The organism is Tateyamaria algicola, assembly GCF_047715485.1.
GTDB lineage: Bacteria > Pseudomonadota > Alphaproteobacteria > Rhodobacterales > Rhodobacteraceae > Tateyamaria.
The window spans coordinates 1,176,300-1,200,168 of sequence record NZ_CP180422.1 but is presented as its reverse complement, the minus strand read 5'-3'; the positions used below and the strand labels follow the sequence as shown (position 1 = coordinate 1,200,168).

The window sequence follows — 23,869 nt, the reverse complement described above, 5'->3', positions numbered from 1 at the left end:
TCAGGCAAAGTTCAGAACAACCGATCCGAAACTTCCGAAATCCGCATTGATCTGCGTGCCCGGCGGGCACTCGATGGGCCGGATAAAGCTGCCTGACAGGATCACTTGCCCCGCCTTGATCGTGTTGCCGTACAGCGCCATGCGCCGCGCCAGCCACACGACGCTTTCCACCGGATCGTTCAGTACGCCTGCACCAAGGCCGGTTTCCTCGACCGTGCCGTTCACGGTGACAATCGCGCCGACCCACCGCAGGTTTTCGGGGCGATGGCGCGCGTGACCCAACACGATCCCGGCATTGGCTGCGTTGTCGGCAATCGTGTCGAACACCTTGCGCGCCTGGCCCGTCTCGGGGTCGCTGCGTAGGATGCGCGTGTCGAGGATTTCTAGCGATGGCGCCACATAGTCGGTCGCGGCCAGCACCTCGTCGCGTGTCACGTCCGCACCGCCAATGTCGGCTTTCATGACAAAGGCGATCTCGGCCTCGATCCGGGGCTGGATGAAGCGGCCCGCAGGAATGGTTGCGCCGCTGTCAAACTGCATGGAGCGGGTCAGCACGCCACTGTCGGGTATGTCGATGTTGAGCGCCTGTTGCATCGCCCGGCTGGTCAGCCCGATTTTCCATCCGATCACCGGATCGCCCGCCGCGACCTTGGCCGCAACCACCTGGCCCTGGATGGCATAGGCATCGTCCATGGTGATGTTCGGGTAAGCGACCGACAGCAGCCCGATCTGTGCCCCGCTGCGTTCCGCCTCGATCAGGTTTGCGGCGGCCTGTGCGTGTTCCTCAGGCGTCATCGGCGACCTCGCTGCGCAGGGTGCCGATGCCTTCGGCGCTGACCTCGACCACGTCACCAGGCCTTAGGAACTTTGGCGGGTCAAACCGCGCACCTGCGCCGGTTGGTGTGCCCGTGACGATGATGTCGCCGGGCACGAGCGTGGTGAAGGTCGAGATATAGGCGATCTGGCGGCGGATCGGGAACAACATGCGGGAGGTGCGGTCATCTTGCCGTAACTCGCCGTTCACGTGGCAGGTCAGGCGGATATCATCCAGTTGCGCAGCGTGAGTAAAGGGCACGAGCCAGGGGCCCATGGCGCCGGAGGCATCCCAGTTCTTTCCTTGTGTCACGTTGAACTTGGCATGGCGCACCCAGTCGCGGATCGTGCCCTCATTGCACAGGGTGAGGGCGGCGATGTGGTCGTAGGCCTCGGCCTCGGGAATGCGCCGCCCGCCCTTGCCGATCACGATGGCGATCTCGCCCTCATAGTCCAGTTTTTCGCTTTCCGGCGGGCGGATGACGGCACGGTTGTGCCCGGTGAAACTGCGCGGAAAGCGGGGGAAAAGCGACATGTTGGGCGGTGCCTCTTGCCCATCCTTGTATTCGGCGTTGCGGTCGGGAAAGTTGACGCCGACGCAGATGATCTTTTCCGGGTTGGGCACGGGGATGTCGTATGTGACGTCGGTATGTGTCGCCGTGCGCCCCGCCGCGGCCTGGGCCAGATCGTGTAGGCCGTCCGCCGCAATCACGTTGCGCAGGGTCGGCCATTGGGCAAAGTTCGGCGACAGGGGGATCATGCCCGCATCTGTAACCGCGCCGTAATATGTGGCGCCGTCCGTGCTGTAGGTGGCGAATTTCATCAGCGTCTCGCAATCTCGGTAATGGTGTCAAAGGCGGTGTCGAAATCACGCTCTTCGCAATCGAATTGCCCGGCGGTAAAGCGGATCACCTTTTGCCCATCGACCAGAGTTTGGGTCAGGTAGATGCGTCCGTCATCGTTGATGGCGTCCACCAGCCGCTGGGTGTCATCATCGCTGGCCCCGGCCACCTTGAATGTCCACAGCGACAGGATGGGGGGCGTGACGATCTCGAAATCGGGCTCCGCAGAAAGGCGGTCGCACAGGGCCTGGCTCCACGTGACATGGTTGCGGATGCGGGCGCGCAGCCCCTCCATCCCGTAATGGCGCATGAGAAACCACAGCTTGAGCGCGCGAAAACGGCGACCCAGCGGGATCGACCATTCGGAGTAGTCGGTAACGTCCTGCGCCCCGTGGGTCTTGAGGTATTCGGGTCGGATCGCGAGGGTCTGACGCAGTTGGTCGGGGTCGCGCAGGAAGTGGGCGGCGCAGTCGAATTGCGCGCCCAGCCATTTGTGCGGGTTGAAGACGATGCTGTCGAACTGGTCTGCGCCCTCCCACAGCGTGCGGAATTCAGGGCAGATCATGGCCGTGCCCGCCCAGGCCGCATCGAGATGTGTGTAAATCCCGTGTTCCTTGGCCACTGCCGCGACGCTTTGCAGATCATCGCAGGCCCCCATGCCCGTCGCGCCGGTGGCGGCGATGATGCCAGCGGGAATACGGCCTGCCTGCTTGTCCTCCGCAATCGCGGCTTCGAGGTCGAGCGGGTCCATATGGCGCAGATCGCCGGTGGTGCGGATCTTGACCAGGTTGTCCTGCCCGATGCCTGCCACCCAAATGGCGCGGTCGATCGAGCTGTGCACCTGGTCCGAGCAGTAGATGCGAAGGGTGGGCTGGCCGGACAGCCCTTCGATATTGCCCGTCCAGTTCAGGGCGCGTTCGCGCATGGTCAGCACGGCGGCAAGGGTGGCCGACGACGCGCTGTCCTGGATGACACCCTGATAGGCATCCGGCAGGCCGAGGCCGTGGCGCAGCCAGTCCATCATCCGCGTTTCCATCTCGGTCGCAGCAGGCGAGGTCTGCCAGAGCATGCATTGCGGTGCGATGATCGCGGTCAGGAACTCGGCCAGCACCGAGGCGGGGGCTGCGTTGGAGTTGAAATACGCAAAGAAGCGGGGGTGTTGCCAATGGGTGATGCCAGGCATCACGATCCGTTCGAAATCAGCCATGATCGCGGCGAGCTCGGTGCCGTCTTCGGGTGGTGTGGTGTCGAGTTGCGCCGCGATGTCGCCGGGCGATGTCTGGGCACGGACGGGGCGGTCGCGGATGGTTTTGTGATAGGTGGCACCCCAATCGGCGGCGTCTTTGGCATTTTTCGCAAAGTCGTCCCAGCTCATGGTGATCCTTTCGGGCGGGGCGCACCAAGGTGCGCCTTACAGTGTAAGGCGGAGCTGTGCTCCGCCGAGATGGGGTGAGGGGGTGCGCGCCCCTCCTCGGTCGGGGTGGCGCACCAAGGTGCACCTTACGTAAGGCGGAGGTGTCCTCCGCCCTCAGGGTGCCACGATGGGCTGGGCTTTGAGAAGGGGCTCTTGCGTTGCGATACTGTCGAATGCGCTGCCTTCCTCGAACCAGCTGCGCGGGGCGGGCGCGCCCCAGAGCGTTTGACGCTGCGGGTCCTTGAGATCCCATTTGATGGGTTCGTGGTCGGGATCGACGGTTTGATAGTCCGAACAGTAGATTTCAATCCGGTGCCCGTCAGGGTCGCGGACATAGAGGAAGAACGCATTCGAGATACCGTGCCGGCCGGGGCCGCGTTCGATGTTCTCGCGGTAGCCTGTCGTGCTCATCAGATCGAGCAGGTCGATGATGTTGAGCGGCGTCGGCACCCAGAATGCAGAGTGGTGCAGGCGCGGGCCCAGGCCATTGGTGAAGGCGATGTCGTGCACCCCGCCCTTGCGGTGCATCCACGCCGCCCAGCATTTGCCGGTTTCGGCATCCTCGGTGTATTCGGTCGTGCGGAACCCCATTTGCGTGTAGAACGCGACCGCGCCATCTACATCTGCAGAGAATAGGTTGAAGTGGTCGATGCGCAGCGGTTTGACACCACGGTAAAGCGCGTATTTCTGGGCGATGGTCGGCAGGCGCGCCATCTCGACATAAAACTCCAGCGGGACGCCCCAAGGATCCCGGGTTTGCAGGACGCGCCCCATGAAGGGGCGTTCGATCCATTCCGTCGGCAAGCCCTGGGCCGTGAACCAGTCCGCCGCCTTGTCGAGGTCGGGGTGGTCATAGAGTTTGAACCCGAGCCGGACGACATTGGCCTCATCACCTTGCGTCAGGATCACACAGTGGTGCCCGCGTTCCTCCATCGCGCGCAGGTAGATCGCATTGGCGTCTTCGTGGCTGACCTGCAGACCCAGCGTGTCGACATAGAATGCGCGTGAGGCTGCGAGGTCGGTGACCCTGTATTCCACATGGCTGAGCCGCACGATGTTGAAGGGCGGGTAGAGGACGGGCGCTGGGATCGGCATGGTCTGGTCCTGTCAGATTGAGCGGCTGCGCCGCACGCTGTGTGTTTTGGAATGAGGGGTTTCACCCCTCAAACTCCCCATGGCACTTTTGGTCAGAAGAAGCATCAGGCACCCAATCGCGGGATTTTGGGGTCACCGGTGGCGATCCCGATATGTTTCTGCTCCATGTAGAATTCGAACGACCAGTCGCCGCCGTCACGGCCGATGCCGCTGGCTTTCATGCCGCCAAAAGGTGTGGGCAGGTGGCGCACATTGGCGGAGTTGACCCAGATCATGCCCGCTTCGAGCTTGTCCGTGAACCGCATTGCGCGTGTCACATCTGCCGTCCAGATATAGCCGGTGAGCCCGTAGGCCGTGTCGTTTGCGATGCGCAGCGCTTCGTCTTCGGTGATGAAGCGGATCGAGGTGAGGACGGGGCCAAAGATTTCCTCTTGGGCGATCCTCATGTCGTTTGTCGCGTTGGTAAAAAGGGTGGGCGCCACGAACTGGCCTGTGTCACCGACGCGTGTGCCGCCCGCAGCGATTGTCGCGCCTTCGGCTTTGGCGGTGTCGAAACTGGCCATAACCTTGGCGCGGTGTATGTCGTGGATCAGGGGGCCGACTTCGGTGGCAGGGTCCAGCGGATGGCCCACCTTGATCGCTTTGGCGCGGTCGGCGAGTTTCGCCTCGAAGTCATCGGCAATCGTGTCCTGAACAAGCAGGCGCGATGACGACGTACAGCGTTCGCCGTTGAGCGAGTAGATCATGAAGATCGCGGCATCGAGTGCGGCATCCAGGTCTGCATCGTCAAACACCACGATCGGGTTCTTGCCGCCCAGTTCGAAATGCACCCGTTTCAGGGTTGGCGCGCCCTGGGCCATGATGGCGGAGCCGGTCTTGGACTCGCCCACAAAGGCGATTGCGCGGATGTCGGGGTGTTCGGTCAGGGCCTTGCCCGCCTCTTCGCCCATCCCGTTGACGAGGTTCCAGACGCCGGGCGGCAGGCCCGCCTCTTCGGCGATCTCCATCAATATGCGCGCTGTCCAGGGACTGAATTCCGCAGGTTTGTGGACCACCGTGCAGCCTGCGGCGAGGGCGGGCGCGATCTTCCACGTCGACAGCATGAAGGGGGTGTTCCACGGGGTGATCACGCCAACCGGACCAAGCGGCACACGGGTCGTGATGTTCATCAATGTGGGCGAAGGCAGCGCCTGACCGTCACGCGCAGAAGGTGCGCGATCGGCGAAAAAGCGGAAGTTTGCGGCACCGCGCAGGGCGGCCTTGGACATGAACCGCAGGGCCTGGCCGGTGTCCCAGCATTCGCACAGCGCGATTTCCTCGGCTCGCGCCTCGATCCCGTCGGCGATGGCGTGCAGGATGGCCTTGCGATCCGCGGCACCCATGTCGCGCCACGCTGGAAATGCCGCCTTGGCCGCCTGTGCAGCGGCGTCGACATCGGCTGCATCGCTGCGCGCCACGCGGGCGATCTGGCTGTCATCCACGGGCGAGGTCGTGTCGAACCACGCACCCGAGGCCGCCGGCTGCGCCTGCCCAGCGATGTGATTGAGGATGCCCGTTTCGCCAATGCGGGCGAGATGAGGGGCGAGGGTGGCAAGGTTGTGATCGAGGTCTGTCATGGGCGTTTGGCCTTTTGCCGGTTCATATAATGAACCAATGGATGCAAAAATATATTGCAAGGTGAAACGAGGTGCGTCAAGCTTTGCTCATGTCGACCATTGCAAAAGCTCTTGGCCTTCTGAATCTGTTCTCGGACGCTCAGCCGCGGCTGGGCCTGTCGGATGTGCAGCGCCTGACCGGGCGGGACAAGGCGACCGTGCACCGGCATCTCGTCGCGTTAGAGCAGATCGGATACCTGGAGCAAGACGCCGATACGCGTGCCTATCGCCTTGGGCCGGCGCTCACCCGGCTGGCGGGGATGCGTGCGCGCACCGTGCCCGAGGTCGAGATGGTGCGCACCGTCGTCGATGCCCTCAGCCGCGAGGCGGGGGAGTTGGTGCATATCAGCCGCCTTCGGGGTTTCGATCTGGTTGATGTGTATCACGCCGAACATCACGAGCACCCCGTGCGCGTCAGCTTTGATGCCTATGGGTTGCCGCCGCTCTTTGCGACGTCTTCGGGCAAGGCCTATCTGGCCTTTTCCCCGGGTGGGTTGTTGGATGTGGCGTTGGCGGACGAACGCACATGGGTGCCGGGCGCGGGAGCGCCAGACAAGGACACTCTCAAGGACGAATTGGGTGCTATCACCCGCCGCGGTTATGCGCGCAACCGGGATGCGCTGCGCCTCGGTGTGTCCTCGGTCGCGATCCCTGTGTTCGACGCGGCGAGCCGTGTCTTTGCCACATGTTCCATCGCCTACCCGACAGGGCGGGGCGGGAAAGAGGCGGAAACCCGGCTGGCACGCCTTTTGATGCAGCGCGGTCGCGACATCACCGAAGCCATGGGCGGGGCCGTGCCCCCCGATGTGCAAGCCATCTGGACCCCGAGCCATGAAAGGGCCGTGTCATGAAGGACAGCAATTTCCTGAAGGAAAACAATGCCCGCCAGTTTTGGCACCCCATGGCGCACCCAGCCGACAGCATGGCCAATCCGCCGACGATCCTGACCGGGGGCGAGGGGGTGTACATCACCGATGTCGATGGCCATCGCAGCATCGACGCCGTGGGCGGCTTGTGGAACGTGAACCTTGGGTACTCCTGCGCGCCCGTGAAAGCGGCGATTGCGGACCAGCTCGAGGCGCTGCCTTACTATTCGACCTTTCGCGGCACCAGCAACGACAAGGCAATCGAACTGGCCTACCTGCTCGCTGAGTATTTCGGCCCCGACGGCATGGCGCGGAGCTTTTACACCTCGGGCGGGTCCGACAGTATCGAGATCGCGCTCAAGCTGGCCCGCCAGTATCACCGCATCCGGGGCGAGGGCACGCGGACCAAGTTCATCAGCCTCGACAAGGGCTACCACGGCACCCACTTCGGCGGCGCTTCGGTCAACGGGAATGCCAAGTTCCGCAATACATACGAGCCATTGATGGCCGGGTGCTACCACATTCCCGGCCCCTACCTCTATCGCAACCCGTTTGGCACGGACAGCGCCGAGGAACTGGCGCGTCTGTCGGCAGGCATGCTGGAGCGCGAGATCGCGTTTCAGGGGGCCAACACGGTCGCCGCCTTTGTGATGGAGCCGGTGCAGGGGGCGGGCGGCGTGATCCCGCCCCATCCCAGTTTCATGCCCATGGTGCGCGATATCTGTGACAAGCACGGGGTGCTGCTGATCGCGGATGAGGTGATCACCGCATTTGGGCGCACGGGATCGCCCACAGGTGTACGGCACTGGGGCGTGCAACCTGATCTGATGTGCACAGCCAAGGCGATCACCAATGGCTATTTCCCCTTTGGCGCCGTCATGATCGCCGATCATGTCGCAGCGGTGTTCGAGGATGACACAAGCGGGGCAGGGTCTGTCGACAGCGGATACACCTATTCCGGCCATCCCGTTGGCGCGGCGGCTGCCGTGGCTGCGGTTGAGGAAACGATGCGCATCAAGCCGTGGGAGAATGCAGGCCCGCGCGGGGCCGAGTTGAAAGCGGGGCTGCAAGCGCTTGCCACCCGCTACGATGTGATCGGCGATGTGCGCGGCGAAGGGTTGATGTGCGCGATCGAACTGGTCAGTGACCGCACCGCCAAGACGCCCGTGGGCAAGGCCGGGCCACTCGCCTTTCAGAAGGCGGCCTATGAGGATGGCGTGATGATCCGGGTGTCGGGCAACAATGCCATCTTCTCTCCGCCCCTGATCATCGACGAAACCCACGTGCAGAAGATCCTGTCGGCGACCGAAACCGGCCTCAAGGCCATGGCCGCCGCGTGAAAAGCCGGGCCTCCGCCCGTGCGCTGAGCAGCGCAACACCGCATCGCCCCATGCAATCACAGGCGGTCGGGGGCGGCTTTGCCAGCCACTGCCCCCAGGCGCGCAAGATCAACGTCGCGGATGTGAACGACTTTCGCCGTGGCCGGGGCGATTTGATCTTTTCCCTGTTCATGGTCGGCTTGGCCCTGTTTTTCCTGATCTTTTTCTTTACCCAGACAGGGTGGGAAGACCGCAAGCTGCCTGCCAACATGGCCCGCTACTGGATGGATCAGTTCGGGATCACGGACCCAGACAAGCGCCCCGCACGGCTGGGCCGTATCCTGAAACAAAGCTGGATGGCACCGATGCTGTGCCTTGCCATCCTTGTGCCCGCCGCCCTGTGGAACCTGCGCGGCGCGATCCGGGCGCAGGTGTGGCGGGCGCGATTCAAACAGCCGACGGGCGTGGCTTACGAGCTGATGCAGTGGCTGCGCGCACTGGAGTTCGTGGCGTGGTTCGTGGCCTACACGCTGATCGTGCCGATCCTCGGCTATCTGGTCGCCACGCTGCTCTTGGGCACCCTGTTGCCATGGCGCTTGGGCTATCGGGGGCTGCGGTGGATGGGCATCTGCCTTGCCGCCAGCTTTGCCATCGTGCTGGTTTTCCGCACTGGCTTGCAGATTCGCACGCCCGTCAACATCTGGCTCTACGACCAACTGCCCCAGCGGATCGAAACCTTCATGCAGGTGTGGTTCTAGGATGGAGGCGTTCTGGACAGGCCTCGACAACCTGGCCAGCTGGCCCGTGCTGATCGCCATCCTCATCGGGTCTGTTGGGGGGCTGGCCATAGGGGCAGTGCCGGGCATCGGCCCCGCCATCGCCATCGCGATCCTGTTGCCGGCCACTGTGTTTCTGGACGATCTGGTCAGCCTAGTACTCCTGCTCGGCGTCTATGGGTCATCCATGTACGGCGGTGCGATCCCGGCGATCCTGATCAACACGCCGGGCACGCCTGTGAACGCGCTGACCACCTATGACGGCTATGCCATGACGCGGCGCGGAGAGGCCGCGCGGGGCCTGTCGCTGGCCTATGCCGCATCGTTTTTCGGGGGCTGCTTTTCCATCCTGCTCGGCCTTGGCGCGCTCATGCTGTTCGGCCCATACCTGCGCGATCTGGGTGCGCTGTTCGGGCAGCGCGACATCTTCATGGCCGCCGCCCTGGGGGCGGTTCTGCTGATTGCAGCGCACCGCAAGACGATGGGGATTGCGGCGCTGCTGTTTGGCCTTGGTTTCCTGATCGCGCTGATCGGGCGGCAGTCGCTGAAACAGATCGACCGTTATACGTTCGACATCGAATACCTCTATCCCGGGTTTAATCTGATCGTAGTCATCGTGGGCATTTTTGCGATTTCCCAAGCCCTGTTCCTGCTGACGGGCAAGGATGCCGACCCGCCCGAGGCGCGGCTGAAGGGGGGCCTTTTGCGCGGCTTTGGCGAGTTGCGCAAACATCCCGCCGTTGCCGCAATCAGCGCGGGCTATGGCACGATTATGGGCATCATCCCCGGTGTGGGCGAGTTCGTGGCGCAGTTCTTCAGCTACTCCACCGCGCGGGCAATTTCGCGCGATCCGGGCAAGTTCGGGCGCGGTGCGCCAGACGGCTTGATCGCGTCAGAAGCCAGTAACAACGCCGTGCCCGCCGCTGCCATGGTGCCCCTTCTGGCGCTGGGCGTGCCGGGCGAGGCGCTGACGGCCATGATGATGGTCGTGTTCTTTGATGCGGGTATCAAACCCGGGCCGGACATCTTCGATAACAACCCGGACTTCCTGTTCTCGCTGTTCATCGCGCTGTTGATCATCAATGTGCTGGTGGTCGTTACGCTGCTCGTATCCACGAAATGGATCGCGCGGATCATCTATATCCCCAACCGATTGCTGGGCGCGTTTATCCTGATCCTGTCCTTTGTCGGGGTCTTTTCGATCCGCAATTCCTTTACCGACGCGATGTTTGCTGCCGGGTTCGGGTTTCTCGGGTTCATCCTGCGCCGCCTTGACTGGCCGCTGGTGCCCATCGTGCTGGGCCTCGTCCTTGGCTCCATCATGATTGAAAAACTGACAGCCGGGGCCGGGCAGATCAAAACCGTATTCGATCTGGTCAACCGGCCCGTGTCCGGCACACTTTTTGTTGTCATCCTGATCGTGATTGGTGTCACGATCACGCAAAGCCTCCGCACGAAGAGGTTCGAACACTAACCCAAAAGCAAAACAAACTCAGGGAGAGTACACATGAAAAAGCTTTTGACATCAGCGGCCTTTGCCTTGGCCGCACTAACCGGCCCCGCGCTGGCCGAATACCCCACGGGTCCCGTGCAGTTCATCGTGCCGTGGCCCCCCGGTGATTTCGAGGACATCCTGACGCGCATGATTGCTGCCGATATGGCCGAGGCGACGGGCCAGCCTGCGTCCGTGGTCAACCGTCCTGGCGGCGGGGATGGCCCATTCCCCGGCGCGCTCGAGGTGCTGAACGCGCCCAATGACGGGTCGGTCATCGGCTCGTTCGTGATCGGCGTGCCGATTGTCGGCCCCAAGATCGACATCGGCATCGAAGAGGACAGTTTCGTGCCCGTCGGCATCTTTCTGACCTACCCGTTTGTGTTGGCTGCATCAGGCGATGCGCCCTATTCCAACATGGCGGAACTGGCCGCGCATGCGCAGGACAACGACGTCGTTCTGGGCCATTTCGGCGCGGGTCTGACGCCCACGGCGGTGTCCATGGCGGCGGCGGTCAAGATGGACTTCGAGTTTGCTGACGACAGCGCGTTTGACCTGCTGGACTGCAACACGCTGTCCTCCGGCGATGCGGATGTGATCAACACGACGCTGGCGCTGATCGAGCCTTGCCTCGATGACATCAACGTGCTGGGCAATATCGGCGCAGAGCCCATCGCCAAGCTGGACGGGGTCGAGACCATCGCGGCCCAATCCGGCGTCAACGATGTCGAACTCTGGAACGGGCTGTTCGTGACCAAGGGCACACCGCAAGAGGTGATCGACACCATCGCTGCCGTCGCCGCCGAAACCATGGCGTCCGAAGAAGCACAACAGTTGATGGCCGAGACCGGGGCCGCCGTCTACTGGCAGGGTCAGGCAGAGGCGCAGGCGCGGATCGAAGCGGATCGCGCCAAATCGGCGGAGATCAACGAGATCCTGGGCCGCTGAAACCAGCGGGGGCGGTTCGTGCCGCCCCCCATTACAAAGGTCACGCCATGTCTCGTTTGAAGCTCGGAATCCTGCAAGTGAACCACGACCGGTCGGTCGAGGTGGGCGATGCCTTTCCTGATGATGCCCACCGGTTTCGCGACCTTTTTGATGCGCAGGATCAACGGTTTACCTATCGCGTCTACATGACCATCGGCGGCGAAGTGCCTGCCGACGTAGCCGAACAGGACGCCTATCTGATCACCGGCTCTCCGCTGAGCGTCTTAGACGATCTGGCGTTTTTGCCAGCGCTCTATGACTTCATCCGCCGCTGTGACGCGGCGCGTAAACCCCTGCTCGGTGCCTGCTTTGGTCATCAGGCGATTGCGGTTGCCCTGGGTGGGCAGGTCAAGCGGCAGGATTGGAACATCGGTGTCGATCACATGACCATGACCGGCACGATGCCGTGGATGACACCGGGGCGCGAGGCGCTGAACCTCTACCAGTTTCACCATGACGGGGTGACGGCCCTGCCGGGCGATTGTGCGCCCTATGCCAGTTCGCCCAATTGCGCGCTGGCCGGGTTCACCAAGGGGCGCCACATCTTTACAACGCAGGCCCATCCCGAATTCACCGACCCGTTCATGCGCTGCGTGCTGGACTATACCAAGCCGCATCTGAGCGCCGCAGAGATTGCCGGGGCCGAGTCCACGCTGGAGCGGGCCCATGACGGGGCGGTGTTTGCCCAATGGGCCACGCGCTTTTTCGGGGGAACCCTATGAAAAACCTCGCTGATCACGACAGCTTTGTCGACGGGGTGCCGCACGACACATTTGCGAAAATGCGCAGGGATGCGCCGCTGCACTGGACCCCGGATTTCGCTGGGCAAAAGGGATTCTGGTCGCTGACCCGCTACGCCGACATCATGGCCGCGCAGAAGGACCCGACAACGTTTTCCAGCGCTCAAGGAATCCGGATCGAAGATCAGAGCCGCGAAGAATACCTCGCCCGCCGCACCTTTCAGGAAACGGACCCGCCTGAGCATTCGGCGACGCGCCGCACCGTTAATCCCGCCTTTGCCAAACCCGTCATGGCCGGGTTCGAGCCGCTGATCCGCGAGCTGGCCCGTGACATCGTCGCGCAAGCGTTGGAGCACACCGAATTCGACGGCATCGATCTGATTGCCAAGCGTCTGCCCATGCTGATGCTGGGCCGCATTCTGGGTGTGCCCGAAGGTGACCTCGATTGGCTGGTCGAACGCGGTGATGCGCTGATTGGCAACACCGACCCCGATTTCACCGACACCGTGATCGACAAGGTCGATACCGACGCTTACCGGATGATGCCCTTCCGCTCTCCGGCCGGGGTGGAGTTGTATGATTATGCCGATGACATCCTGAATGGGGCACGCGCCATTGATGAGGCTGGCATTCTGGCGCGGGTCTTGCGGGCCGAGGATGGCGCGATGGCGGGGCAGGATTTCAAGAACTTCTTTTGCCTGCTGGTAGCCGCGGGCAATGACACGACGCGCTATTCCATCGCCATGGCGCTGTGGTTGCTGACCCAACAAAAGGAACTGCTGGGCCACTTGCAGTCGGGCGCTGTATGGGACAGTTGCGCGGATGAGTTCATCCGCCTCGCCTCGCCCACCTTGCACTTTCGCCGTACCGCGACGCGGGATGTGGAAATGCATGGTCAGACCATCCGCACAGGGGACAAGGTGCTGATGTGGTTCGTATCCGGCAGTCGCGATGAGGCTGTGTTTGATGACCCCCACACCGCCCGGCTGGATCGCAGCCCGAACCGCCATGTGGCCTTTGGCCAAGGCGGTCCGCATGTGTGCCTGGGCATGTGGCTGGCCAAGCTGGAGCTGAAATGCGTGTTGCAGGAGTTGGCCAGCCGGATCAGCGGCTTGGAGGCGGTTGACGCCCCCACATGGACCCGTTCAAATTTCATCTGCGGGGTCAAATCGCTGACCCTGCGCCCAACCTTGAAGTGACCGACATGACCCAACGCACCCGCGCCCTGTTTTGTGATCTGCTGAACCTGCCACGGGGCAAATACGTCCCCTCGGATGTGGCTGCGGCGGGCGGCATCGGATTTGCCCGCGGCGTGTTTGGCACGACCTTTGATCGCGACCTGATCCCGGTGCCCGGCGCGGGGGTGTTTGACGGCATCCCGGATATGGAGCTGGTGCTGGATGATCTGCGTCGCCCGGATTGGCAGCAGGACTCCGAGATTGCGCTGGGCACCTTGCATGTGGACGGCGCGCCCTTTGGCCTGTGCGCGCGCGGCCGCTTGCAGGCAGCCGTGGCGGCTTGGGAGGCGAAGGGACTGTCGCCCATGGTGGGCCTGGAACTGGAAGCCTATGTGTTCCAGCAGGACGCGGACGGCGTGTGGGTGCCTTATGACACACCCGGCGCGTTTGTTTATGGCACCGGTCCGCAGAACGATCCGAACGGGTTGATGAATGCGCTCTGGATGACGGCAGAGGCGGCGGGCCTGCCCATCGAGTCGATGAACGGCGAATATGACAGCGGGCAGTTCGAGTTGACGCTGAAGTTCGACGATGCTTTGGCCGCTTGTGATAATGCGTTTCTTTTCAAGGCTATGGCGCGTGAGGTCGCGGCGGACATGGACTTGCTGCTGACCTTTCTGCCCAAGCCGATCCCGGATCGGGGCGGGTCGGGCCTCCACATCAATTTCAGCTTTGCTGATGCGCAGGGCGGCAATGTGATTGCGCCGGATGGGGTGCTGTCGGATGTCGCCAAGGGGTGCATGGCGGGCCTGATCCATCACCACGAGGGTCTCGCCGGGCTGCTGGCGATGACCGTGAACAGCTATGACCGCTTGGGGCCTGCATCGATGGCCGGGTATTGGGCGAACTGGGCGGATGATCATCGTCTGGTGACAACGCGGTCTTGTGTAACCTCCCCCGGTCGGCGCGGTTGGAGCATCGGATGGCAGATTGTGCGACCAATCCGTACCTTGCCGTGGCTGCGGTGTTGCAGGCGGCCTTGCTGGGGGTGGAGCAGGGCTATGATCTGCCTGCGGCCGAGGATCTGGACGGGTTGGAGAACGTGCGAGCGACGCGGCATGTGCCCTCGGCACTCGACAAGGCGCTGGATGCGCTGGACAGGGACAAGCCGTTGCGGGAGGCTGTGGGGGAAGAGATTTGCGACGCCCTCATCTTTCTCAAGCAGGACGAGTGGAAGCGGTTGTCGGGCAAGTCTGTGGATGAGGTGCGAGATTACTATCTGCCGTTTGTGTGATGAGGCACCTGTTGGCAGATTTGAGGTGATTTGCCGATTTTTCACAAAGGTTTGTCGAAACCTGGCGTGATCCTGCAGACGCCTTGCGGCGACACTATTTTTGAGGGGGCTCTGCCCCCGGCCTTTGGCCTCCCCGGGATTTTTCCGAACAGAGAAGGGTGGTCTGCGCCCCTTTCAGAGCGCGAGGCCTTTGTTCACCTTGATCTCGCGCAGAACCACGTTGGTTTGGGCGCTGGCCACGGCAGGCAGGCGGAACAGGAATGTGTCGAGGAACGCGTTATAGGCATCCAGATCGCGGCAAAGCACTCGCATTTGGTAGTCGGACTGCCCCGTTGTGGCATAGCATTCGGCCACTTCGGGCCGGGTGGTGACTCCGCGAATGAAGGCTGCCAGATCATCCTCGCTGTGGCGGGTCAGTTGCACGTGCACGATGGCCTGAAAGGTAAGCCCGGCGGCGCGCGGGTTCAGGATGGCACCGTAGCGGTCGATGACGCCCGCCTCTTCGAGGCTGCGCACGCGGCGCCAGCAGGCAGAGGCGGACATGCCGACCTTGTCCGCCAGATCGGCGTTGGATATGCGGCTGTCGGCCTGAAGATGGCGCAAGAGAGCGTGGTCACGTGAGTCGAGGGTCATGCGGTGATTTTATCCACATTTAATGGATATGTGAAACAACCGTTCGATGTACACATCAACAAGCGGTTGATTTGAACGCATCATCCACCAATATCGATGGATACTGAGCGTAAAGGAGCACGCCAGATGTCCGATGCCAGCCACCGTTTCGACCCCTATCGCCTTGAGGACCGGTATGAGCGTACCGAGGGGCGCGTGTTTCTGACCGGCACGCAGGCGCTGGTGCGCATCATGCTGGATCAGGCGCGGCGGGATCGGGCGGCAGGGCGGCACACGGCGGGGTTCGTGTCGGGCTATCGCGGCTCTCCGCTCGGCGGGCTCGACCTGGAGTTATGGCGCGAGCGGGCCAGGACAAAGGCGGCTGAGATCACGTTCCTGCCTGCCGTGAACGAAGACCTTGGTGCCACCGCCGTTTTGGGCGCGCAGCAGGCGGTCCTTGACCCCGACTGCACCCATGAGGGCGTGTTTTCCATGTGGTACGGCAAGGGGTCGGGGGTGGACCGGTCGGGCGATGCGCTGCGCCATGGCAACGCCTATGGGTCCTCACCCTTGGGCGGCGTGCTGGTGGTTGCGGGGGATGATCATGGCTGCGTATCCTCGTCCATGCCGCACCAGTCGGATGTGGCGTTCATGACCTGGTTCATGCCCACGCTGAACCCGGCCAACGTGGCAGAGTACTTGAGTTTCGGGGCATACGGCCTCGCGCTCAGCCGATTTTCCGGGACCTGGGTCGGCTTCAAGGCGATTTCGGAAACTGTGGAAAGCGGTGCGTCAGTCTTGTTGCCACCCGAGCCTGCATTTACCCAGCCGGATTTTACCGCCCCGCCCGGTGGTTTGCACATCCGCCCATCGGATCTGCCCAGCCCCGAGATCGAGGCGCGGATGGGGCACAAGCTGGAGGCCGTGCGCGCCTTTGTCGGGGCGAACCCGATTGATCGCTGTGTCTATGGCGTGCCCGACGCACGGTTCGGCTTTGTCACCACGGGCAAGGGGCATCTGGACTTGATGGAGGCGCTGCGCCTGCTGGGGCTGGATGCCGACACATGCCGCGCGCAGGGCATCGACGTCTACAAGGTTGGCATGGTCTGGCCGCTGGCGCGCCAGGATGCGCGCGCCTTTGTGCGCGGCAAGACCGAAGTCATGGTGATCGAGGAAAAGCGCGGGATCATCGAGAGCCAGTTGAAAGAGGCGTTTTATGACCTGCCGCGGGACATACCCGATCGTATGGTGGGCAAGCAGGACGAGACGGGCGCGCCGCTGGTGCCCTGGACCGGAGAGTTGAGCCCCAAAATGCTGGCCCCGCTGGTGGCGGCGCGTCTGCACCCCTTTGTGCCCGATCTGGACCTGCCCGCGCGGGCGCGTACCTTGCAGGACCCGCCGGTGCTGCTGAATGTCGCAGGGGCCACGCGCACGCCTTACTTCTGCTCGGGCTGTCCGCACAACACGTCCACCAAGGTGCCGGAAGGGTCGCGCGCGGCCAGTGGCATCGGATGCCATGTGATGGCGTCCTGGATGGATCGAGAGACGGGCGGCTATGCGCAGATGGGGGGCGAGGGGGTGCCGTGGGCGGCGACCTCGAAGTTCAACGGGGGCAAGCATATCTTTCAGAATCTGGGGGAGGGGACATGGTATCACTCCGGCTCTCTCGCCGTGCGGCAGGCTGTCGCTGCGGGGGCGAATATCACCTACAAGGTGCTGTTCAACGATGCCGTGGCCATGACGGGTGGGCAGCCTGTTGACGGGCCGGTGAGCGTGCATGGCATCGCGTGGTCGTCCTATGCCGAAGGGGTGGCGGGCATTGCGCTGGTGTCTGATGACATCGACAAGTTCCGGCAGGCCGACTTCCCACCCGGCGTCAGTTTCCATGACCGCGCCGATCTAGACCACGTGCAGCGCCGCTTGCGGGATGTGCCCGGCGTGACCGTCCTGATCTATGAACAGACCTGCGCGACCGAGAAACGCCGCCGTCGCAAGCGGGGCGAGATGGCGGCAGCGACCCGCTTTGCCGTGATCAACCCGGAAGTGTGCGAGGGCTGCGGCGATTGCTCGGTCGAAAGCAATTGTTTGAGCGTGGAGCCGATCCAGACCCCCTTGGGGCGCAAGCGGCGGATCAATCAATCGACCTGCAACAGCGATATGTCCTGTCTGAACGGGTTTTGCCCCAGCTTCGTGACGGTTGAGGGCGCAGTGCGGCGACGGTCCGGGGGAGAGAGCTTGGATGTTGGGGCGCTGCTGCGGGATGTGCCTGCGCCTGTGCTGCCTGCCCTGGATGCGCCGTTTGATTTGCTGGTGACAGGCGTGGGTGGCACCGGGGTGGTGACCGTTGGCGCCTTGATCACCATGGCCGCGCATATCGAGGGGCGGGGGGCGTCGGTGCTGGATTTCACCGGCTTTGCGCAGAAATTCGGTACGGTGCTCAGCTACATCCGTCTTGCCGACAATCCCGAGGCAATCCATCAGGTGCGGATCGAGGCCGGGGCGGCAGATGCGGTAATTGGTTGTGATGTTGTCGTGTCCTCAGCCCCCAAGGCATCCGCGCACTACTGCGCAGGCACGCGGATGGTGCTGAACCGTGCCGAGATGCCGACAGGTGACATTGTGTTGCACCGCGATGCTGAGTTGCGGGTGGACGCGCGCGAGGCGGCGATTGCCGGGGTGATCGGGGCCCAGCATCTGCGCAGTCTGGATGCCAATGCGCTCGCGGAGCGGGTGCTGGGCGATACCGTCTTTGCCAATGTCCTGATGCTCGGGGCGGCTTGGCAGATGGGGCTGGTGCCGGTGAGTGATGTGGCCCTGACGCAGGCGATTGAGTTGAACGGTGTTGCGGTGGAGGCCAACAGGCGCGCCTTTGATTTGGGGCGTGTCTGGGCGCATGATCCGTCAGCGGTTGAGGCTGCGCCCGGCCCACAGGGGCCGCGCACGGCTGAGGAGATCATTGCGCATCGTGCTGGTCTGCTGACGGACTATCAGGATGCGGGATATGCGCGGCGCTACCGGGATATGCTAGATGAACATACCAAAGCGTTTGGAGAGGAGATGCGCGTGATGGCTGCCCGCGCGCTCTACAAACTGATGGCTTACAAGGATGAATACGAGGTGGCGAGACTGCATACACAAACCGGCTTTGTCGAAGGGTTGTCCAATCAGTTTGAGGGTGATTTCAAGGTGCACTACCACATGGCGCCGCCGCTGCTGTCCCGTGCGCATGATGCGCGGGGCAGGCCGCGCAAGCGGCGGTTTGGGCCGTGGATGCAGGGTGCCATGCGCCTGCTGGCCAAGGGCAAGCGCCTGCGCGGCACTTGGGCTGATCCGTTCGGGTACATGGCCGAGCGGCGCGAGGAACGCGCCTTAATCTACTGGTACATTGACGGGCTGGCACGTTTGGCGGGCGGCATCGCGGATGAGGACGCGGCGCGCACCTTCCTGGCCGCACCACTGGAGTTTCGCGGATACGGGCCGGTCAAGTCCGAGGCGGTGGCCCGCCTCAAACCGTTGGCCGATGCCGCACTGGAGCGCGCTAGTAGTCGCTGACCAGCAGGTGTGTCGGCGCCACGTCTTCCTCGATATCCGAGAACCGGCCAATAGGGTCGGCAAAGATGTTGTCGGTCATGTCATCGTTGACGGTCGAAACCTCGTGGATCAGGCAATCACCGCCCTCGCCCCAAAAGGCGTGCCAAGTGGTCGGCGTGAGGGTGACAGAGGCCCCGACGGGCAGTTTCAGGTGACCGCCCGCGGGCAGAGTCACCGGCACGCCGTCGGTCAGCACGTTCACGCCTGTCTTGCGGTCGATCTGGCCGTCGGCGTCGCAGGTGAACAGCTCGAGCACCAGCGTGGCACCGCCGCGGTTGATGATGTCCTCGGTCTTGAGCACATGGCGGTGCATGGGCGACAGTTGATCCTGACGGGAAATCATCAGCTTTTCGGCATAGAGCATCGCGCCCTGCTGGCCCATCTCGGACAGATCGCCATTGCGCATGGTGAAGAGAAACAGGCCCATCTCGTCGAAACGGCCCTGCCCGTAATCGGTGATGTCCCAGCCAAGGCGGCGGTCGCGGATATGGGCGGCCTTTTCGCTGCGGATTTCATCCGGGCTCCAGTGGCCAAAGGGTGGAGGTGTCCAGCCGTGTTTGGCAAAGAAGTCGGCCCCTTCGGCCAGGATGTCATTCACACGGGAACGTTTCATGGCGGTCAATCCAGGTCTGTGGCCCAGGGCGGATTGGCCCCGGCGCGGGATACGGTGATGGCGGCGGCACGCGCGGCCAGGGTGAGCATATCGGTCAGGGTGTCTTCGCCCAGCGTGTCGATGGCGGCGGGGCTGAGGGCATCCGCGCGGCGCAGCGCGGCAAGGCATCCGGCGTTGAACGTGTCACCTGCGCCGACCGTGTCGACAACTTCAGCCTTTTGTGCCGCGACCCGCACGGCAGTGCCGTTCTTGAGATGCGCGGTGGCGCCGTCGCCCCCTTCGGTGAGCAGCAACATGCGCGGGCCCATATCGAGGACAGCGCGGGCCTTGGTCGCCAGATCGCCCTCGGGCACAAGCCAGCCAATATCGTCATCCGACAGTTTCACGATGTCCGCGCGCGCGATCAGGGCGGTCAGCCGTGCGCGGTAGCCGTCCTGATCAGAGACGAAACTGGGGCGGATATTCGGGTCGGCCATCACCAGCCGGTCGGCAGGTTGCGCCAGGGCGAGATCAAGCAGGCTGTCAGCGACCGGCGGGTTGCACAGGCTGATGCCGCCAAAGAACAGTGCCTCGGTTCCATCGGGGATGGCAGGCATGTCGGCGGGCTGGATCGCGCGAGTGGCCGTGTCTTCGTCGTAGAAAGTGTAGGTGGCGTTGCCCTCATCGAGATGGACAAAGGCCAGCGTGGTGTTGCGCGCACTGCGCACGGCGGCACCGGTGACGACGTGGCTGGAGGTCAGGTGCGCCTCGATCATCGCGCCGAACGGGTCCGAGGACAGGCCCGTGATCAGCCCCACATCCTCGCCCAGCCGCCCCAGTGCAACGGCGGTGTTGAGCACCGCGCCGCCCACATGGGGGGTATAGGCCCCGTCGGCATTCGGGATCATGTCGATGAGGGCCTCGCCCGCGCAGAGGATCATGTGGGTGTCTCCGTCCATGTGACGTCGGCGGGGGCCGACTTGGTCAATACTGTCGTGATATTCGGCACGTCGTTGGTGTCAATCCATGCTTGCGCATTTGGTTTGCCATGTTCGGCCCAGCGGGCCCTGAGCCGGTCCACCAGCACCTCCATCGGGGGATGGAGGGCGATGGAAAAGGTCCAGTGGTTCCGCAACTGGTTCCATGGCGCGGTGTCGAGCAGCAGGTAATTGCCCTCGACCACCACGGTTTTACAGTCCGCAGGCACACGGCCCGCGCCTGCGATCGCGATCTCGCGCGTTCGGTCAAATACGGGAAAGACGACCGGGTCGGGGGATTGCAGCGCCTTGATCGTGCGCACAAAACCATCCGCGTCAAATGTGTTCGGCGCCCCTTTGCGGTTCTGTGTTCCGTCCGCGTGCAGCAGCCTGTCATCGAGGTGAAAACCGTCCATGGGCACCACAGTCGCCACATCGCCCCGCGCGGTCAGGCGTGCGGCGATCACATCGGCCAATGTACTTTTCCCGCTGGCAGGTGGGCCCGCGACAGCCACCAATCGGCGGTGCGTGGTCGGGGGGCGGTCGAGGATCTGCGCGCAGATCTGGTCGAGGGTCATGTCAGGCCGCCATCTCCGGCGTGGCGGCACCGGTCATGTAGGCGACCGCGTCCGACATCGAATGATCCTTGGGATCGATGACGCACAGCCTGCGGCCCAGCCGGTGCACGTGGATGCGGTCGGCGATTTCAAAGACGTGGGGCATGTTGTGGCTGATCAGGATGATCGGGATGCCCCGGCTGCGCACGTCCTGGATGAGGTCAAGCACCTTGCGGCTTTCCTTGACCCCCAGCGCGGCGGTGGGTTCGTCCAGGATCACCACCTTGGAGCCGAAGGCGGCAGCACGGGCCACGGCCACACCCTGACGTTGCCCGCCCGAGAGGCTTTCGACCGCCTGGTTGATGTTCTGGATCGTGGCGAGGCCCAGCTCATTCAGCTTTTCTCGTGCGAATGCCTCCATCGCCGGTTTGTCGAGCTGGCGCAGCAGTTTGCCCATGATCCCCGGTTTGCGGATTTCGCGCCCCATGAACATGTTGTCTGCAATCGACAGGGCGGGGGACATGGCCAGTTGCTGATAAACCGTCTCGATCCCCTCGGCCCGCGCCTCGATCGGGGTGCGGAACCTGATCTCGCGCCCTTCCAGCCAGACAGTGCCCTCATCCGGGATGACCGCCCCCGATACGGCCTTGATCATTGATGATTTGCCAGCCCCGTTGTCACCGATGACGGCGAGGATTTCGCCAGGCATCAGGTCAAAATCGGCGTGGTCGAGGGCTGTGACCTTGCCATAGCGTTTCACCAGCCCGCGGGCTTTGAGGATCGGTTCCATTATGCGCTCACTTTCCGGATCCATTGATCCACGGCCACAGCGGCAATGATCAGCATGCCGATCAACATGAAGGTCCATTGTGGGTCGGCTCCGGCCATGCGCAGGCCCAGTTCGAACACGCCCACGATCAGCGCGCCGAACAGCGCCCCGGCGATGGAGCCGCGCCCGCCAAAGAGCGAGATGCCCCCGATCACAACGGCGGTGATGGCCTGGATGTTGCCGATGACGCCCGTGGTGGCCGAGGGCGAGATGGAGCCGAACCGCCCCACCATGACCCAGCCTGCCAGCGCGCAGATGAACCCGGCGGCCATGTAGACGGACATGTAGGTCTTGTGCACATCGACGCCGGACAGCTCGGCAGCCTCCGGATCATCGCCCACCGCATAGACATGCCGCCCCCACGCGGTCGAGCGGAGCGCGTAGGCGAGCCCGACAAAAAGCAGGATCATCAGAACGACGCCCAGCGTAAACGTGGCGCCGCCAAATTGCAGCTTGGTGCCGAGGAATTGCAGGAAGGGCGCTTCGGCCACGATGTCCTGCGAGCGGATGGTTTCGTTGGCGGAGTAGAGATAATTGGCCGCCAGCACGATCTGCCACATCCCCAGCGTCACGATGAAGGGGGGCAGCTTCATCCGGCTGACCAGCCAGCCGCTGATCGCGCCGAGGGTCGTGCCGACGGCGAGGCCGATGGCGACAGAAATGGCGGGCGGGATGCCGTATGTGAACGAGGCCTTGCCCATGACAACGGTGCACAGCACGGCGATAGCCCCGACACTCAGGTCAATGCCCGCCGTCAGGATGATCAGCGTCTGCGCCGCTGCGAGCACACCCACGATCTGCACCTGTTGCAGGATCAGCGTGAGGGCGAAGGGAGAGAAAAAGCGCGAACCCAGCAATATGCCGAAGAGCGCGATGGAAAAGACAAGGACGATGAGTGGCACGAGCGACGGTGTCTGATGCAACGTATGCTGCATGCGCCCGACCAACCCGCGCCGCGTGTCCTCGAATTCGGCGACAGAGGCGTCGGCAGTGGTGGCGGCCGCTTCGTAATTGTCTTGCTGTGACATCTGCGTTTCCTTGGTCGGGGCAACAAAAGGGGGCGGACGACGGGCCCGCCCCGATCATAGCTTGGAATGCTCAGGGAGTGTGAGACCCGAGTTGCGACACCCGGGACTCCGCCCGTAAATCCCTCAAACGCTCCACCGGAGCGTTTGTCCCGGCAGAGCCGGGGTGCAGGGATTTACCCCCAGCAGCGTTCCGTGCCTTCGGCGACCGAGATGCTTTCGACCCCTTCGGCAGGCTGATCCGTGACCAGCGAAACGCCGGTGTCAAAGAAATCCTTGCCATCCGTGGCCGCAGGTTTGGTGCCGTCCTTCGCCCACTGGGCAATCGCCTCGATCCCGAGTGACGCCATCAGCAGCGGATATTGCTGCGAGGTGGCACCGATCACGCCATCGGCCACGTTCTGCACACCGGGGCAGCCGCCATCGACGGATACGATAAGCACGTCGTTTTCACGGCCAATCGCCTTCAGGGCCTCATAGGCACCAGCAGCGGCAGGTTCGTTGATGGTGTAGACGACGTTGATGAACGGGTCTTTGGCCAGCAGGTTCTCCATCGCGCGGCGCCCGCCTTCCTCGTTGCCGGCGGTGACGTCGTTGCCAACGATGCGCGCGTCATCTTCATCCCCCCACTTGTTGGGGTCTTTGACGTCGATGCCAAAACCGGTGAGGAACCCCTGGTCGCGCAGCACGCCGACGGTGGGCTGGCTGATCGCCAAATCGAGCATGCCGATCTTGGCATCCGCAGCAGCGTCGCCCAGCGTCGCCGCAGCCCATTTGCCGATCAGCTCACCAGCGAGGAAGTTGTCGGTGGCAAAGGTCATGTCAGCGGAATCGATAGGCTCGAGCGGCGTGTCGAGCGCGATGACCAGCAGCCCCGCATCACGCGCCTGCTGCACCACCGGCACGATAGAGGCCGTGTCGGATGCGGTCAGCAGGATGCCCTTGGCACCATTGGCGATGCAGGTTTCGATGGCCTGCACTTGTGTTTCGTGGTCCCCGTCGACCTTGCCCGCATAGGAGTTCAGGGAAATCCCAAGCTCTTCCGCCTTGGCGGTCGCGCCCTCGCGCATTTTGACAAAGAAGGGGTTTGTATCTGTTTTTGTAATCAGGCAGGCCGAAATAGAGTGGCCATCCGCAAAAGCCGCACCAGCCGTGGCAGTAAAGGCACAGGCTGTGCCGAGAAGCAGTTTCTTCATGATATCCTCCCAGAGTTAT

At 63.2% G+C, this 23,869-nt stretch carries 20 protein-coding genes and 1 pseudogene; 9 read left to right on the top strand and 12 right to left on the bottom strand.

Annotated features, from left to right (window positions below):
* From hpaH to hpaE, 5 genes are all read right to left on the bottom strand, one after another.
* Positions 1-795 (bottom strand): 2-oxo-hept-4-ene-1,7-dioate hydratase, encoded by a 795-nt coding sequence (gene hpaH / locus ACMHLQ_RS08275; RefSeq protein ID WP_415404303.1) that lies wholly within the window; start codon positions 793-795, stop codon positions 1-3.
* Positions 785-1,636, bottom strand: coding sequence for a fumarylacetoacetate hydrolase family protein (locus tag ACMHLQ_RS08270; protein WP_415404302.1), 852 nt, complete (start codon positions 1,634-1,636; stop codon positions 785-787). Before ACMHLQ_RS08270 ends, hpaH begins: the two co-directional genes overlap by 11 nt.
* Positions 1,636-3,030 (bottom strand): pyridoxal phosphate-dependent decarboxylase family protein, encoded by a 1,395-nt coding sequence (locus ACMHLQ_RS08265; protein WP_415404301.1) that lies wholly within the window; start codon positions 3,028-3,030, stop codon positions 1,636-1,638. Before ACMHLQ_RS08265 ends, ACMHLQ_RS08270 begins: the two co-directional genes overlap by 1 nt.
* 153 nt (positions 3,031-3,183) lie before the next feature.
* Positions 3,184-4,164 (bottom strand): 3,4-dihydroxyphenylacetate 2,3-dioxygenase, encoded by a 981-nt coding sequence (gene hpaD / locus ACMHLQ_RS08260; RefSeq protein WP_415404300.1) that lies wholly within the window; start codon positions 4,162-4,164, stop codon positions 3,184-3,186.
* A gap of 104 nt (positions 4,165-4,268) precedes the next feature.
* On the bottom strand, positions 4,269-5,780 hold the full coding sequence (hpaE, locus tag ACMHLQ_RS08255; protein ID WP_415404299.1) for a 5-carboxymethyl-2-hydroxymuconate semialdehyde dehydrogenase: 1,512 nt from the start codon (positions 5,778-5,780) through the stop codon (positions 4,269-4,271).
* Between the two features lie 89 nt (positions 5,781-5,869).
* Here hpaE and ACMHLQ_RS08250 point away from each other — a divergent pair, with 89 nt between their 5' ends.
* The 8 genes and pseudogenes from ACMHLQ_RS08250 to ACMHLQ_RS08215 all read left to right on the top strand — a co-directional run bounded on the left by ACMHLQ_RS08250 (position 5,870) and on the right by ACMHLQ_RS08215 (position 14,471).
* Positions 5,870-6,670: an IclR family transcriptional regulator gene (locus ACMHLQ_RS08250; protein ID WP_415404298.1), complete on the top strand. Its 801-nt coding sequence runs from the start codon at positions 5,870-5,872 to the stop codon at positions 6,668-6,670.
* Complete coding sequence (locus ACMHLQ_RS08245) at positions 6,667-8,025, top strand: aminotransferase class III-fold pyridoxal phosphate-dependent enzyme (protein WP_415404297.1); 1,359 nt, start codon at positions 6,667-6,669, stop codon at positions 8,023-8,025. The genes ACMHLQ_RS08250 and ACMHLQ_RS08245 overlap by 4 nt, the downstream gene beginning before the upstream one ends.
* A 50-nt stretch (positions 8,026-8,075) precedes the next feature.
* Entirely contained in the window at positions 8,076-8,762 is a 687-nt protein-coding gene (locus ACMHLQ_RS08240; protein ID WP_415404296.1) for a tripartite tricarboxylate transporter TctB family protein, read from the top strand.
* A 1-nt stretch (position 8,763) separates the two neighbouring features.
* Positions 8,764-10,254, top strand: coding sequence for a tripartite tricarboxylate transporter permease (locus ACMHLQ_RS08235; RefSeq protein WP_415404295.1), 1,491 nt, complete (start codon positions 8,764-8,766; stop codon positions 10,252-10,254).
* Between the two features lie 33 nt (positions 10,255-10,287).
* Positions 10,288-11,220 carry a Bug family tripartite tricarboxylate transporter substrate binding protein gene (locus ACMHLQ_RS08230; RefSeq protein WP_415404294.1) on the top strand — a complete coding sequence of 311 codons (933 nt, stop codon included), beginning with the start codon at positions 10,288-10,290 and terminating at the stop codon, positions 11,218-11,220.
* Positions 11,221-11,267: 47 nt separating this feature from the next.
* Positions 11,268-11,981 carry a type 1 glutamine amidotransferase gene (locus tag ACMHLQ_RS08225; RefSeq protein ID WP_415404293.1) on the top strand — a complete coding sequence of 238 codons (714 nt, stop codon included), beginning with the start codon at positions 11,268-11,270 and terminating at the stop codon, positions 11,979-11,981.
* Entirely contained in the window at positions 11,978-13,198 is a 1,221-nt protein-coding gene (locus tag ACMHLQ_RS08220; RefSeq protein WP_415404292.1) for a cytochrome P450, read from the top strand. The genes ACMHLQ_RS08225 and ACMHLQ_RS08220 overlap by 4 nt, the downstream gene beginning before the upstream one ends.
* Positions 13,135-14,471, top strand: a pseudogene (locus ACMHLQ_RS08215) (glutamine synthetase). Before ACMHLQ_RS08220 ends, ACMHLQ_RS08215 begins: the two are co-directional and overlap by 64 nt.
* Positions 14,472-14,645: 174 nt before the next feature.
* Here ACMHLQ_RS08215 and ACMHLQ_RS08210 read toward each other — a convergent pair.
* A complete protein-coding gene (locus ACMHLQ_RS08210; protein ID WP_415404291.1) occupies positions 14,646-15,104 on the bottom strand; it encodes an Lrp/AsnC family transcriptional regulator in 459 nt (152 codons plus the stop codon).
* A gap of 126 nt (positions 15,105-15,230) precedes the next feature.
* On the opposite strand from ACMHLQ_RS08210, the gene ACMHLQ_RS08205 reads away from it, so the two are divergent.
* Entirely contained in the window at positions 15,231-18,635 is a 3,405-nt protein-coding gene (locus tag ACMHLQ_RS08205) for an indolepyruvate ferredoxin oxidoreductase family protein (RefSeq protein ID WP_415404290.1), read from the top strand.
* Here ACMHLQ_RS08205 and ACMHLQ_RS08200 read toward each other — a convergent pair.
* The 6 genes from ACMHLQ_RS08200 to ACMHLQ_RS08175 form a co-directional block, all read right to left on the bottom strand.
* Positions 18,622-19,287 (bottom strand): D-lyxose/D-mannose family sugar isomerase, encoded by a 666-nt coding sequence (locus ACMHLQ_RS08200; RefSeq protein WP_415404289.1) that lies wholly within the window; start codon positions 19,285-19,287, stop codon positions 18,622-18,624. The genes ACMHLQ_RS08205 and ACMHLQ_RS08200 overlap by 14 nt on opposite strands.
* A gap of 5 nt (positions 19,288-19,292) precedes the next feature.
* On the bottom strand, positions 19,293-20,207 hold the full coding sequence (locus ACMHLQ_RS08195; protein WP_415405252.1) for a carbohydrate kinase family protein: 915 nt from the start codon (positions 20,205-20,207) through the stop codon (positions 19,293-19,295).
* A complete protein-coding gene (locus ACMHLQ_RS08190) occupies positions 20,204-20,821 on the bottom strand; it encodes a nucleoside/nucleotide kinase family protein (protein WP_415404288.1) in 618 nt (205 codons plus the stop codon). Before ACMHLQ_RS08190 ends, ACMHLQ_RS08195 begins: the two co-directional genes overlap by 4 nt.
* 1 nt (position 20,822) lies before the next feature.
* The gene (locus tag ACMHLQ_RS08185) at positions 20,823-21,590 is read right to left on the bottom strand and encodes an ATP-binding cassette domain-containing protein (RefSeq protein WP_415404287.1); all 768 of its coding nucleotides are present in this window, start codon (positions 21,588-21,590) and stop codon (positions 20,823-20,825) included.
* Positions 21,590-22,657 (bottom strand): ABC transporter permease, encoded by a 1,068-nt coding sequence (locus ACMHLQ_RS08180; protein ID WP_415404286.1) that lies wholly within the window; start codon positions 22,655-22,657, stop codon positions 21,590-21,592. Before ACMHLQ_RS08180 ends, ACMHLQ_RS08185 begins: the two co-directional genes overlap by 1 nt.
* A 173-nt stretch (positions 22,658-22,830) precedes the next feature.
* Positions 22,831-23,850: a sugar ABC transporter substrate-binding protein gene (locus ACMHLQ_RS08175; protein WP_415404285.1), complete on the bottom strand. Its 1,020-nt coding sequence runs from the start codon at positions 23,848-23,850 to the stop codon at positions 22,831-22,833.
* Positions 23,851-23,869: the final 19 nt, after the last annotated feature.